Origin of the sequence: Microcoleus sp. PH2017_34_RAT_O_A, from assembly GCF_020737885.1 — a bacterium.
In the GTDB taxonomy this organism is placed as follows: Bacteria; Cyanobacteriota; Cyanobacteriia; order Cyanobacteriales; family Microcoleaceae; genus Microcoleus.
The window spans coordinates 18238-33202 of sequence record NZ_JAEQDD010000061.1 but is presented as its reverse complement, the minus strand read 5'-3'; the positions used below and the strand labels follow the sequence as shown (position 1 = coordinate 33202).

Below are 14965 nucleotides of genomic sequence, written 5' to 3'. Positions count from 1 at the left end.
GGTATAAGGTGCTTGCTGCACCTACATTGAGGCTAGCAAGGTGCGCGCAGCGCACCCTACATAAACTTATATAAAACTTAAAACTCGACATGAATCTGAACCTAAATCAGTTTCTTCGATTCCCTCAATCCCGAATAGGGCGCTACTTAGCCCAAGTAACTCTCGTGGCGATCGCTTACGCCGTGGGGGCGAGGCTAGCATTTGCAATTCAAGGTGTCAATCCCTTTGCTTCCTCGGTGTGGCCGCCCGCAGGAATTGCACAAGCCGGACTTTTATTGTTTGGCCCAAAAGCCTGGCCTGCGATTGTTTTGGGTATATTTTTCCTCAATTTAGTTAACCCAAGCGAACAGATATTTGCAATTTGGGTGGGAGGCAACGTAGGAGCAGTTTTGCAAGCTGTTTTTGCAGCCACTGTGCTGCGCTGGCTGGGGTTTCGTCCGTCTCTAGAACGTTTGAAAGATGTAGTTAATTTAATTTTATTGGGCGGTTTAGTTTCTACTCAGATTAGTTGCACTATTGGCGCGTTTTCCATATATTTAGCTGGCAAAGTAGATTGGGCAGAATACTGGTCGCTCCGGTGGAATTGGTGGCTGGGAGATGCAATGGGAGTTTTAATTTTAACTCCTTTGATTTTAATATTTTTGCGTCCTAAGGCAACCGCCGATCGCTTAAAAAGACAAACCGAACTCCCTAAAAATTATTTAATTTGGCGGGGAGTATGGTTAATATTATTAATTGGGGTAAGCTGGCTTGTCTTTGAGTCAAAAAATGAAGCTTCTATTTCTCGCTATCCCCTGGAATATTTGCCGTTTCCTTTGATAATTTGGGCGTCGCTCCAATTCGGTCAGCGGGCCGCTGTCTTAGGATCGTTTCTTGTGTCAAGTATCGCAATTTTTGGCAGTTCTCACGGATCTGGGCCATTTATAGCTAAAGCCGAAAATATTAGTCAGGCTATCTTATTTTTACAAGCTTTTATGGCGGTAGTTACGATTACTTCGTTGTTATTAGCCGCGACGGTAGCCGAACGCGCGGAGGCAGAAAAATCTCTGCGAGTAAGCGAAATTAAATATCGAGAATTGGTGGAAAATGCTAACAGTATTATTGTCAAACTATCTCCCGACGGCACGATTACTTTTTTTAATGAGTTTGCAGAAATATTCTTTGGCTACAATCAGGAAGAAATCCTGGGGAAAAGTGCTGTGGGAACAATCATTCCCATGAGCGACATCGAAGGGAATAACTTAGAGTTGGTTTACAATCAGATTTTACAAAATCCCGATCGCTTTACTAGCTATGAAAATGAAAATATTCGGCGTAACGGATCTCGCGTTTGGGTGTCTTGGGCAAATAAGCCGCTGGTTGATGCAGCAGGAGAACTTTTGGGCATCCTCTGCATCGGGACAGATATCACCGATCGCCGAAAAGCTGAAATAGAGCTGCTTCATCTGAACGAAAAGCTGGAAATCCGAGTTGCAGAGCGGACAAATGCCCTGAAACAAAGCGAACTTCAGCTACAGAAACAGAAATCGGCATTAATTGATTTAGCCAAAAATAAAGCGCTGAATCAAGGCGACTTAACCAAAGCGCTTCAAGAAATCACTGAAACTGCTAGCCGTACTCTGGAAGTTGCGCGATCGAGTATCTGGTTGTACGATCGCCCTAAATCCAAGATGGAGTGCCTGGATTTGTTCGATCGCGCCCTCAACCAGCACTCAGAGGGTATGGAATTAGCAGAAGCAGACTATCCTGTCTATTTTCAAGCACTCCGAGAAGAGCGCGCAATTGCTGCCTTTGACGCCCAAAAAGATTTTAGAACTAGAGAATTTGTGGAAGCTTACCTAATTCCGTTAGGCATCACTTCCATGCTAGATACGCCGATTCAGATAGGCGGAGAAACAGCAGGAGTCCTCTGTTTGGAACACGTAGGAATGCCGCGTTATTGGACTATCGAAGAACAAAGTTTCGCTGTTTCTCTAACAGACTCTGTAACTTTTGCAGTGGAAGCGCGAGAACGCCAGCGCGCTGAAGCAGCCCTGCGACAAGCTGAGGCAAAATACCGCAGCATATTTGAAAATGCGATCGTCGGCATCTTTCAAACTACTCCAGATGGAGAATATCTTAGCGTTAACCCAGCTTTAATTCGCATTTATGGTTACAGTTCCTGTGAGGAAATGCTGGAAAAGTTAACTGATATCAACCGCCAGCTATATGTAGACCCGGAACGCCGCGCCGAAGTCATCCACTTAATGCGAACAAACGGCAAAGTATCGGATTTTGAATCTCAAGTTTACCGCCAAGATGGCAGTATAATTTGGATTTCCGAAAATGCTTATACTGTCTGCGACATACATGGAAATTTGCTTTATTACGAAGGTACTGTCGAAGATATCACAACTCGCAAAGAAGCTGAAGCAGCTTTGCGCTTAGAACAAGAAAAATCTGACCGTCTCCTCCTCAACGTTTTGCCGCAAGCGATCGCCGAAAGACTCAAACAAGACCAAAGCATCATCGCCGATACTTTTGCCGAAGTCACAGTATTGTTTGCAGATATAGTCGGTTTTACTCAAATTAGCTCCCAAATTTCTCCGCCGGAATTAGTTTCCTTGCTTAACGAGATTTTTTCGACATTCGATCGCCTAGCCCAAAAGCACGGATTGGAAAAAATCAAAACCATTGGTGACGCTTATATGGTAGTTGGAGGGCTGCCGATGCCCCGCAGCGATCACGCAGAGGCGATCGCCCAAATGGCCCTGGATATGCAGCAGGCAATTATTGACTTCAGCAATACCAACAATCAAGATTTCAGCATCAGAATCGGCATCAACAGCGGCCCGGTTGTCGCCGGAGTCATCGGCATCAAAAAATTTATCTACGATTTGTGGGGAGACACAGTTAACACCGCTTCCCGTATGGAATCTCACGGCTTACCCGGTCAAATTCAAGTTACATCTGCAACTTACGAGCGATTGCAGGACAAGTATTTATTAGAAAGTCGCGGCACCATTGAAGTCAAAGGCAAAGGCGAGATGAACACTTATTTTCTCACAGGAATCAAGTTATAAAATAAGGAAGATGAAAGAGGCAAAAAGGAAGAAGTAATAGTAGTTGTAGGGTGTGTCGCTAGTGAAAAAACCTCAATTTAAATCAATTTTTTGAGTAGCAACGCACCTGTGCTTAGCCCGTACAAACAAAGCCAACAATTCTATTTAAATAATTAAAAATTCCCTAATAGTTTTGACGGTTGGTATAGTTAGTTAAAAATATAAAAGTCACTATGAACCAAAACAAAAATCAATTTATGCGATTTATTCAATCTATAAATTGGCAATATTTAGGAAAAATAGCTGTCATTGCCTTTGCTTACGCTTTAGGAGCTAAAATAGCATCTTCAATCCCCGGCGTGAATAAATTAGCTACCTGCGTCTGGCCGCCCGCAGGAATTGCCCAAGCAGCAGTTTTATTATTTGGTCGGCGCCTTTGGCCGGGAATAGCTTTAGGCGTATTTTTTTACGAGACTCTCAACCTCAAAATATCCTTAATAAATGCAACAATTAGTGCTTTTTGCGGTTGTTTGCAAGCTTTATGTGCATTTACTTTGCTGCAACAGTTCAAGTTTCGCCCCTCACTGGATCGACTAATTGATGTAGTCAGTTTAATCTTTTGCGGTGCTGTAGTTGCCACTCAAATCAACTGCACTCTCGGCACGCTGCGGCTGTGTTTGACTGGTCTTATTGACTGGAGCGAATATTGGGAAATTCGGTGGAATTGGTATCTTGGAGACACCTTAGGAGTTTTGATTTTTACTCCTATGCTGCTAATCTTTTACCAAAAGATAGCGACACGCAATCAACAAAAAATTAAGATTAAAACACTTGTAAATATAATTTTATGCGCCATATGTTTGCTACTATTAATAATAGTCAGTTGGCTAGTATACACATCAAAAACTGATAGTAATCTATCCGGCTATCCCCTAGAATACTTGCCATTTCCGTTGGTGATTTGGGCAACCATTCAATTCGGTCAGCGCGGAGCTGTTTTAGCATATTTTATTGTATCCAGTATTGCCATTTGGGGAGGCTCTCAGGGATCTGGCCCGTTTATTACCAAAGCCATAAATATTAATCAAGCAATCTTATTTTTGCAGGCTTTCATGAGCGTAATTGTAATTACTTCGCTGCTGTTAGCTGCCACAGTAGCAGAACGCGCATCAGCAGAGGATTTGCTGCGGCAAAGCGAAGTTAAGTATCGGGAATTGGTCGAAAATGCTAACAGCATTATTTTAAAACTAGATACAGAAGGTAATATTACTTTTTTTAACGAGTTTGCACAGAATTTTTTTGGTTACAGAGAAGAAGAAATACTGGGAAAACACGCAGTTGGCACAATTCTACCCCAGACAGATACAGGGGGAAACGACCTGGCCGTGTTATTGAGCAATATTTTAAATAACCCGGAACAGTATACAACAAATGAAAATGAAAGTATGCGGCGCAGTGGATCTCGCGTTTGCGTATCCTGGGCAAATAAACCGCTGTTTGATGCGGCCGGAAAGTTCGCGGGGCTGCTGGCAATCGGTACGGATGTCACAGACCGCAGGCGGGCTGAAATTGCGCTTTGCAAGCTGAATGAAGAGTTAGAATCTAGAGTTGAAGAACGAACTAATGCTCTCAATGAAACTTTAAATGCACTGCGAGTTCAACAAGCACAGTCAGAACGGTTGTTGTTGAATATTTTGCCTGAAGAAATAGCAAATCGGTTGAAGCGGGGAGATAGCACGATCGCAGATACTTTTGCTGATGTTACTGTATTATTTGCGGACATCGTAGGTTTTACTCAATTGAGTGCGCGAGTTTCTCCAACAGAATTAGTTGCGTTGCTGAATGATATTTTTTCGACTTTTGACAACTTAGCAGAAAGGCACGGTTTGGAAAAAATTAAGACGATTGGCGATGCTTACATGGTAGTGGGAGGGCTGCCAATTACTCGCCCAGATCACGCAGAGGCGATCGCAGAAATGGCCCTGGATATGCAGCAGGCAATTATTGAATTCAGCAATACCCACAATCAAGATTTTAGTATCAGAATCGGGATCAATACCGGCCCGGTTGTCGCTGGAGTCATCGGCATTAAAAAATTTATTTACGATTTGTGGGGAGACACCGTTAACACAGCTTCCCGCATGGAATCTCACGGTTCGCCTGGGTGCATTCAGGTGACAGTGGCAACTTATCAGCAATTGCGAGAAAAGTATTTTTTTGAAAGCCGCGGTGCGATCGAAGTTAAAGGTAAGGGGAGGATGACTACTTATTTACTGAAATGCCGAAAATTCCTCTAATCCAGGTTTTTCTCTAAAAGTTAAAATTTCCTGGACGCATCAATGCCCAAGAAACCGGGTTTTTTATCTAAATTTAAGGTTATGATGCAGTGTTTATCTAAAAAAACCCGGTTTCTGCCTCAACTTTTTCAGTATATAAAAGTAAGGGCGATCGCACTTTTAATGTATACGATCGCCCTTTGCTCAACTAACAAGATTATTTAAAGCTTGTAAAGATTAATTCCAGCTTCCTTAGCCATAATTTCCAAACCCTTGTGCTCCAAGGTTTTAATCGCCTTCGTAGAAAGGTGTAACTTGACCCAACGCTTCTCCTGCGGCCACCAAATCCGCTTCCACTGCAAATTAGCGCCTTGCAACTTGTGAGTGCGGTGGTGCGAGTGAGAAACCGCAAAACCGTTGTTCGCCTTCTTGCCCGTTAGCTGACATTTCCGTGACATATTGCCCTCCAGACTACTTTTTTTTGATGCAGCCTTTTATTATATATCAACTGCGTAGAACCCCCCTAGCCCCCCTTGTTAAGGGGGGGACAAGAAAACCTCCGATCGCTCTCTCAGCAAGGGAAATCAACTTTTGCTTCCGCAGTTGGCTTGCGCTTGGGCTAAGGTATGTTGTTGGGCTTTAGCCCTCTTTCCTAATCTTATAAAGAGGGCTGAAGCCCAACAACGTACCTAGTTTGTATAAAACCACTCCCCCTTAGCAAGGGAGGGGGGTTAATTACATTGCACGTTCAGTCAATTTTGTCAAGACGTGGTTCGATCGCTCGACAAACTCCTGCATCCCTTCAGCATCGAAACCCTTCTGGGCCATCAAAGCCAAGTCATAAACGTGGTGACAAATCATGCTGGCCAACTGCGCCGAGGGAGACTCGCCGCCGCCTTGAATAATCGCACCCTGACTCAAATTAGCCAGATTTTGAATCAGCGGGTGAGACGTATTCACCAGCAAAACGTGTTCATCGGGGAATTGCGCTGCTTGCTGCTGCAAAAGCGCCGTCATATCGCGCATCCGGCGCAAAGCTTCTGGTAACAGGACGATCGCAGGTGGCGCCGCCTCAGCAGAGTCAGACTTCAAAGCTTCTGTGCGGATGTTTACTTTTGGCTTGTTGAGAGCATTTTGGAACAGTTCTTTAACTTGTTCGCTGCGAGTTTTATTAGTCGCCGGATCGACAATTTCGGCTTCTTTTTCTTTGTCAATTAGTGTGTCGTCGATGTCGGAATCCACCCGCGAGAATTTAACATCTGAGTATTCGCGTTCCAAGAAACTGATAAAGTGCGTGTCAATGAAAGAATCCATAAACAGCACTTCTAAACCTTGGCTTTTGTGCAGGGCGACGTAAGTTGCTTGTGACGCAGGTTCTGTGCAGTAAAATACGCGGTTTTCGTGGCGTTTTTGATTGCGTTCCAAATACTCTTTCAGCGTCGTGTAAGGTTGCGTCGAACTAGAACTGTCCGATTTGGGAGTGACATCTTGCCACAAATCTCCGTCCTCAGTTTGCACCTGCACTTCTGGCGTTGCAATTTCTGGTTTTTCTGCTGTTGGTTCGTAGGTGCTGCGGTAGATTAAGATATCTTCGACTTGTTTTTTGAACTTATCATCGTTGAGAGATCCAAACTTGACAAAAGTGCCGATATCTTGCCAGCAACGGATGTATTCATCGCGGTCGTCGCGGTAAAGTTCTTTTAGGCGATCGCCCACTTTCTTCGCAATATAATCAGCGATTCTTCTGACTGTGCGATTGCTTTGCAAAGAACTGCGAGAAACGTTCAGGGGAATATCGGTACTGTCAATGACTCCCCGCAGCGGCATCAAGAATTTTGGGATGATTTCTTCGCAGTGATCGCTGACAAAAACTTGGTTGCAAAATAGCTTGATATTACCTTGGGTAACATCGACATCCGGCCGCAGTTTGGGAAAGAAAAGAATGCCGTTGACAATGAAAGGATAATCTGTATTCAGGTGTACCCAAAGTAGCGGTTCGTCTTGAAACGGATAAAGATAGCGGTACAATTCTAAGTAATCTTCTTTCTGCAAATTGCTGGCTGCTTCCCGCCAAATTGCCTTGTGCTTGTTGAGTTCCTCTCCCTCAAATTTGATCGGAACTGGCATGAAATCGCAGTAAGTTTTGATTAGCTGCTTAATGCGAGTGGCTTCTACATATTCTAGTTCTTCGTCTTGGAGAGTGAGAGTAATCGTAGTGCCGCGTTCGGTGCGGGCGGATTCTGATAGTTCAAAAGCGGGTGAACCATCGCAATACCAATGTACTGCTTGTGCGCCTTCTTGGTAAGAAAGGGTGTCTATGTCTACTTTCTGAGCGACCATGAAAGAAGAGTAGAAACCGAGTCCAAAGTGGCCGATAATTGCGTCGTCGCCACTGCCTTGATATTTTTGAATAAATTCTTCGGCGCTGGAGAAGGCGACTTGATTGATGTATTTTTTTACTTCGTCGGCTGTCATCCCGATGCCGTTGTCGGTAATTGAGAGTGTTTTGTTTTCTTTGTCGATCGCAATATTGATTTGTGGTTCGCCAATGTCGCCGCTGTATTCGCCGGAACGGGAAACCATTTTGAGTTTGGCTATGGCATCGACGGCGTTAGAAATTAGTTCCCGCAAGAAGACTTCGTGGTCGGTGTATAGCGATTTCTTGATAATCGGGAAAATATTCTCGGTATGGATTGAGATTGTTCCCTGTTCTAAAACTGTCATAGATTTTCTCTCTGCTGACTGATGATTAATCACTATTTATTGATTTTGGGCGATCGCGCTACATATTGCCGAAGGGATTACCACAAAAAGATGATTCGGTTTTCCTCACATCTTGCACAATTCTCAATAAGCCTTTCACGGGCGGGCAGGATGCCCAACCCCTACTCCCCACAACAAGATTTAGTTTTTGTGGAACAGGCATCTTGCCTGTTCTTGAAAATGGTGCAAACTATCATCGGCGGGCAGGATGCCCACCCCACAACAAGATTTAGTCTTTGTGGAACAGGCATCTTGCCTGTTCTTGAAAATGGTGCAAGATGTCAGTTTCCCCCACATAGTAGCTCACAAAGGCAACCGCAGGAGAAATGTGCTACCAGAACCCAATTCGCTGCGGGCGCTGAGGCTGCCGCGGTGTGCGCGGGCGATCGCGCGGGCGATCGCCAATCCGAGTCCCGATCCGCCGGTATGGCGCGATCGAGATTTGTTGACTCGGTAAAAGCGATCGAATATCCGCCCTAAATCTGCCGCCGCTATCCCAATCCCGGTATCTTGCACCTGAATTATCGCCTCTTGGTGAGTGCAATCTAAGATTACTGTGACTTTTCCGCCAGGGGGAGTGTATTGAATGGCGTTGACAATTAAGTTAGTAACGAGACGGTAAAGTCGATCGGCATCTCCGACAACATTCAATGGATGCTGTACGCGGATTTCGGATGTTAGCGCTACCTGGGAGGATCTCGCCAAAGCAGCCAATTCCTCGACTAAATCGCCCACCAAGTCGTTTAAACAACAAAGCTGAGGGCGATCCTCTTCGAGGGCTTCGCTAACGGATTTCACCTGAGAGTCCATCCGCGCCAACAGCAACAAATCAGTGACTAACTGAGTCAATCGTCGGTTTTGGCGATCGACAGTCTGCAAAATTTCCCGTGCTTCTTTCTCATCCAATTGTGGCATTAACAGCGCCGATTCTACAGTGGCTTGAGATGCCGCTAAAGGCGTTCGCAATTCGTGGGCAGCATCCGCCGTAAACTGTTGGATTTGTCGGTAAGAAGAATAAATCGGTTTCATTGCCAATCCTGCCAGCCACCAACTAGAAAAAACCACCAAAATCAAGGCTGTCGGCAATCCTAATTTCAAAATTAATCTCACTGTACTGAGATAACTGTTGAAGTCTTGCAAGCTCCGTCCTACTTGAAAGTATCCCCAATCTTCCAGGGTGTTTGTGTGCAGTGATACAGAAATTTGGTGATAAATATTCCCTTTGCTGTCAGCGATTGTTTGCCAGTGTTGGGAGTTAAATATCGGCGGCAATGTTTCGGGATAAGCGCCTGCTGTAGCAATCAATTTCCCAGAAGAGTCAAATAAACGAATATAGTAATAGCTTTGGTTGATAGCGCTTAAAATATGGCGATCGGCTAACTGTTCTTTAACGCCGTTAACTCCAATTACGCGGAGGTTTGGCAAAAGTTCATTGACGATTGGTTCTAGGCGTCCGGGTTGCTGTAGCTTGATTTCGAGGCTATCGTGGAGTGTCCCCGCTACCGATTCTAGTTCGCGATCGATCGCAATCCAGTGCGCGTGGGCGATCGCCTTATATACACCAAATCCCAACAAGCTTAAAATCAAACCCATGACTGCGGCGTAGGAAATCGCTAATTGCGATCGAGTGCGGTTAAATAGTTTATTTTGATTCACAATTCATGATTGGGTAATTGGTAATTGGTAATTGGTAATTGATTGGGATGATATTTTTTTATTTACCGCAGAGAACGCAGAGGACGCAGAGAAGGAGAAAAGAGAGAATTAGTAGAAGGGAGGAAAATAAATAGTCTTTTCTGAGTCCGCAAAGGCGGACTTTGTTTGTGTAAATGCGATTTCAACTTTTCTTAGTCCGCGGAGGCGGACATTGTTTGTGTAGACGCGGTTTCAACCGCCGAGTCTAAAAGTAATTTTGAAGGCAGAATTCAACTTTTCATCCGATATCCGACGCCGTGGACAGTTTCAATTAAGTTCGCACAGCCAACGGATTCGAGTTTGCGCCGCAGCAAGCGCACTTGAGCGGCTACTACATTGCTAAAAGTATCTGCGCTGGCTTCCCATATCTGATTCCGAATTTGGTCAGTCGTGACAATTTGGTTCGGATGTTTCATCAAATATTCTAACAATTGAAATTCTTTGTTAGTCAGCGAAATTGTTTGGTTGGTGCCGTTTTGATTGAGATAAAAAGCTGTGCGATTCCCGCAATCTAAGGCGAGATTTCCGATTTGTATCTGTTGGGGCTGTATTTGGGGCGATCGCCTTTGCAGCGCCCGCAACCTTGCTAACAGTTCCGCCATCCCGAAGGGCTTGACTAAATAATCGTCAGCCCCCGCATCCAATCCCGCCACTTTATCTTCCATCCTGTCTTTGGCTGTCAGCATCAAAACTGGCAAAAAACTATGTTTGGCGCGCAATCTTCGCAGCAATTCTATTCCCGACAATCCCGGAAGCAACCAGTCAAAGATGGCTAGGGTGTATTCCGTCCACTGACTGTCTAGATATTCCCAAGCTTCATTCCCATCCTGGGCCCAGTCAACTATGTATTTTTCTTGCTTCAAAGTGCGATCGATCGCCTTTCCTAAATCTGGCTCATCTTCAACTAGCAAAATTCTCATAAAAAGTAACCTTATGTCGCGCTAGGTACGTAGTTGCGCTTTAGCGCTAAAGCGCAACTACGTACCTTTTGAAAAGTACCAATTGCGTTAGGATATAATTAATTCTTCAACTCTAAATTAACAAAACCCCGGTCGATCCGACCGGGTTTTTACAACTAAATTCAACTCAAACTATTGAGTGAATGTAAAACGACCGTCTACTTTTTCTCCCTTAATATCCGCATTCACCTTCACAGGATACTGGCCTGGATCTTTGCCGGGAAATACAACAGCGTAATGTTTGCCTTCAGGATCGTATTTGAGAGCTAGGGTTTGTTGCTTTCCACTCGGCAACTGCACTTGTGCTGACACTTTTGCGTCAGGAACCGGTTCCTTTTTATCGCCTTTTTGCAGGTACAAATCTAAGTGAGTTCCAGTAGCTTGTTTTTCAGGTACAAACTCTAAATGGTAAGCTCCAGCATTGACAACTTGACCGCCTTTAGCTCCTTTTGCACCAGCAGGAGCAGCAGCGGGAGCGGAAGACGCAGGTTTTGAAGCAGCAGGAGGGGGTGTGGGAGTGATTTTTGTATCGCTTGCTTCGTCGCCTTTACCGCAAGCTCCCAAAAACAGCAGTCCGATACTGCCGAGAATAATTAAACTTGATTTGATCGTTTTCATGTGCTTGACTCTTTACGGACAATTATTCGTAAATTATGGCATTTTAAAACAGGGCGTCAATCGATTTTAGATTTTAGATTTTAGATTTTAGATTTTAGAGGCGACTCCACGGATAAATTCGGGGGCTTGAGGATTTTCGATTTGGGATTGATTCCACGGATAAATCACGTGGCGGGTACCATGAAAAAATTCGCTTGTCAAGGAAAATCATCAAAAAATCTTCAGCAATAGCCCGAATCGTTGCTAAAAAACACTTAAACCAGTTTTTTCATCTTCAGCAACAGGCTCAGGTTGTTGAGGTCGTAAAAATTTCCCAAATTGAGCATACAAGGCTGGCAAAACTAACAGAGTTAACGCCGTAGAAGTAAACAATCCTCCTAAAACTACGATCGACAAAGGTTGTAATATTTCTTTTCCTGGCCCGCCTTCTAAGACTAACGGTGCTAAACCCAAAGCTGAAGTTAAAGCGGTCATTAAAATGGCGTTGAGGCGTTCCATCGAGCCTTTAACAACGGCTTCTTGAAAGGGCATTCCTTCAGCAAATTTAGAGTTATAGTTGTCTACTAACAGCAAGCCGTTGCGGGTAGCTACGCCGAATAATGTGACAAACCCAACCAGGGAAGCGACGGAAATTATACCGCCAGTCAAAGCTACAGCAATTACTCCTCCAACTAAGCCGATCGGCAAATTGATCATAATCATCGCAGTTGAAGCGATCGACTTAACGGACAAGTACATCAAGACGGTAATCACCAAAAAGGCGATCGCGCTAAACACCATAATATTCTGCGAAGCCCTTTGTTCCGCCTCAAATTGACCGCCGTACTGGATAAAATAACCAAACGGTAACTGCACCTCCCGTTTGACTTTAGCTTGAATTTCATTCACAACCGATCGCAAATCCCTACCTTTCGCATTCGCCGCCGCCACAATCAGCCGAGAAACATTCTCGCGGTTAATCGTATTTGGGCCCGTACCGTATGTAACAGTCGCAACTTGCGCCAGGGGAATTTTACCCCCCCTTTCATCCCCCCCTTTATAAGGGGGGGAAAGAGGGGGGGTATCAACCAACAAATTTTGAATAGTTTCGAGATTGTTTCTGGCTGACGGCTGCAACCACACAACTAAATCAAAAGTTTGCTGTGCTTCCAACACTTGAGAAACAACTTTGCCATTTAAAGCAGTCTCAATGATTTCCGAAAGTTCTCCGATTTTCAAACCATATCTACCCGCAGCTTGGCGGTTAAACTTAATTTGAATTTGCTGCACCGGCACCTGCGGTTCCAGTTGCAAATCCACAATTCCCTTCACAGTTTTCATTTGCGCTTCAACTTGAGCACCGATAGTACGAAGTTGATTCAAATCCGGGCCAAATATTTTCACAGCAATTTGACTTCTGACACCGGACAAAACCTCATCCATCCGGTGAGAAATAAAACCGCCGATATTTGGTGCAACTCCCGGCAATTTCGCAAATTCCTGCCGCAAATACTCCAAAGTTTTCGACCGATTTTTCATTCCTTCCTCGCTCAAACCAATATCGATGTGAGCTAAATTGACACCCGCAGCATCAGCATCGCCCGGAGCTCTGCCCGATCGCACTTGCACGTATTCAAATCTGCGATCGTCCTTAAGTGCATCTTCCATCGCAAAAGCCGCGCTATCCGTCGTCTCCAAAGACACCCCCGGATAAAGCAGAATAGTATTCACCAAAGTTTGCTCCTGAAACTCCGGCAAAAACACCCGTCCAAAGGAAGGCAAAATAACTAAAGCAGCCACCATACTAGCAGCAGCTAAAACTAAAACTATCGCTGAATACCGCATTGATAATTGGATAAAAAAGTGATAGATGCGCTTGCAAAATCTCGGCAACCAAGGTTCCTTGGCACTCATGCGTTTGTTCGGCAATAAAATAGCACAAAGCGCCGGAGAAACGAACAGCGATTCTAAACTAGAAATCACCACAACCACCAAATAAGTAATCCCCATCGGCGTAAAAATTCGACCTTCTACACCCGGCAAAGTAAAAATCGGCGAAAACACCACAATCCCAATTACCGTTGCTCCAATTAACGAATCGCGCACCTCTTGAGAGCCATCAAAAATCACATCCATCACCGGGCGCGGATGCTCAGAAGCCGTATTTTCTCGTAAATTGCGGTAGGTATTTTCAGCATAAACAATCGCATCGTCGATCGCAGTGCCGATCGCCACCGACAAACCACCCAAAGTCATCGTATTCAATCCCAAACCCAGCCAATACATCGCTAGCAGCCCGAACAGCCAAGTTAGGAAGAAATCGAGCAAAACCACCGTCAGAGTGCGCCAATTCATCAAAAACGGGATGAGAATGATGGTGACAATGATACTGCCTTCCACTAAAGCCGATCGCACATTTTCCACCGAAGAGTTGATATACTCTTCCTGCCGGAAAGTCACTGTCACCTTAATATCCTTAGGTAAAGCTTGCTGTACCTCAGCCATTGCCGCCTCAACCGCCTTCGTTACCGTCGGAGTATCGGCAACGGGCTGTCTGTTTACCATCACAATCACAGCTTTTTTGCCGTTAAAACTGCCGTTTCCCCGCTTGATTGCAGCACCAATCTTGACATCAGCGACATCACCAATTCTGACGGGTGTTCCTTGACGAGAGGCGATCGCAGATTGCTGCAAATCTGCCACCGATTCAATCCGCCCCACGCCTCGAATTAACGTTTCTTTATCCGGTGTAATTAAATAGCCTCCCGGTGCGTTAACATTGGCAGCTTTCGCCGCTTCTGCAACTTGTTGCAAGGACACATTAAAAGCTTTTAGCTTAGCAGGTTCGACTAATACTTGATACTGCCTTTGTTCGCCGCCGTAAGCCACGATTTGAGCAACACCAGTCACTGCCAAAAGGCGATTTGTGACTTGCCAATCTACCAGACGGCGCACTTCCATCAGCGGAGTAGTTTCTGATGTAAAAGCATAGGTAATTACCAAACCAACCGGAGAAGTTGTCGGAGAAATTTGTGGTGTTTCTACTCCAGCCGGGAGTTTGCTTTGAGCTTGTTGCAATCTTTCTGTAATCAACTGGCGGGCTTGATATATTTCGGTTCCCCAATCAAAGATTACCTTAACAGCAGAAATGCCGACAGCCGAAGACGATCGCACTGCTGTTACTCCCGGAGTTCCGTTAATCGCACTTTCGATCGGGAGTGTTACTAAAGACTCGATTTCTTCCGGTGCGAGGCCCGGTGCTTCTGTCTGAATTTCGACTTGCGGCGGCGCAAAAGGTGGGAAGACATCAAGGGACATTTTGGGGATGATATATAATGTCCAAAGACTAATAATAATGGTGGCGAGAACGACTAGCCAGCGGCGATTAATTACCCATCTCAGAATAGTGCTGAACATTTAAACAGTTGACAGTTGACAGTTGACAGTTGACAGTTAAATAGCCATTCAATCTAGATTGACACCCAAGAATGAAATTAGGATGAAATCGTTTCTCTTTTAAGTCTGATTTATAAGTTATAGCGGTTCTCAGAAAGATTCGCGGACGTTGTTGGGCTTCAGCCCTCTTGGTTTAAGGGTTATGTAAGCTGTCAGTAGCTGTAGGGTGCGTCGCCAT

Annotated in this window: 8 protein-coding genes; 2 read left to right on the top strand and 6 right to left on the bottom strand. The window is 44.9% G+C overall.

The window, feature by feature from the left end:
- The first annotated feature begins 89 nt into the window (after positions 1-89).
- Both JGK11_RS20560 and JGK11_RS20555 read left to right on the top strand, forming a co-directional pair.
- Entirely contained in the window at positions 90-3062 is a 2973-nt protein-coding gene (locus JGK11_RS20560; protein ID WP_293181110.1) for an adenylate/guanylate cyclase domain-containing protein, read from the top strand.
- A gap of 212 nt (positions 3063-3274) precedes the next feature.
- On the top strand, positions 3275-5338 hold the full coding sequence (locus JGK11_RS20555) for an adenylate/guanylate cyclase domain-containing protein (RefSeq protein WP_293191023.1): 2064 nt from the start codon (positions 3275-3277) through the stop codon (positions 5336-5338).
- A gap of 200 nt (positions 5339-5538) precedes the next feature.
- On the opposite strand, the gene rpmB is transcribed toward JGK11_RS20555, so the two are convergent.
- The 6 genes from rpmB to JGK11_RS20525 all read right to left on the bottom strand — a co-directional run bounded on the left by rpmB (position 5539) and on the right by JGK11_RS20525 (position 14748).
- Positions 5539-5775: a 50S ribosomal protein L28 gene (rpmB, locus tag JGK11_RS20550; RefSeq protein WP_293150949.1), complete on the bottom strand. Its 237-nt coding sequence runs from the start codon at positions 5773-5775 to the stop codon at positions 5539-5541.
- A 277-nt stretch (positions 5776-6052) separates the two neighbouring features.
- The gene (htpG, locus tag JGK11_RS20545) at positions 6053-8041 is read right to left on the bottom strand and encodes a molecular chaperone HtpG (protein WP_293196844.1); all 1989 of its coding nucleotides are present in this window, start codon (positions 8039-8041) and stop codon (positions 6053-6055) included.
- Positions 8042-8383: 342 nt separating this feature from the next.
- On the bottom strand, positions 8384-9736 hold the full coding sequence (rppB, locus tag JGK11_RS20540) for a two-component system sensor histidine kinase RppB (RefSeq protein WP_293212637.1): 1353 nt from the start codon (positions 9734-9736) through the stop codon (positions 8384-8386).
- A gap of 269 nt (positions 9737-10005) precedes the next feature.
- Positions 10006-10695, bottom strand: a complete 690-nt coding sequence (gene rppA / locus JGK11_RS20535; RefSeq protein ID WP_293181098.1) for a two-component system response regulator RppA — start codon at positions 10693-10695, stop codon at positions 10006-10008.
- Positions 10696-10866: 171 nt separating this feature from the next.
- Positions 10867-11352 (bottom strand): hypothetical protein, encoded by a 486-nt coding sequence (locus JGK11_RS20530; RefSeq protein ID WP_293212635.1) that lies wholly within the window; start codon positions 11350-11352, stop codon positions 10867-10869.
- 243 nt (positions 11353-11595) lie between these two features.
- The gene (locus JGK11_RS20525; RefSeq protein ID WP_293212633.1) at positions 11596-14748 is read right to left on the bottom strand and encodes an efflux RND transporter permease subunit; all 3153 of its coding nucleotides are present in this window, start codon (positions 14746-14748) and stop codon (positions 11596-11598) included.
- Between the last annotated feature and the right edge of the window lie 217 nt (positions 14749-14965).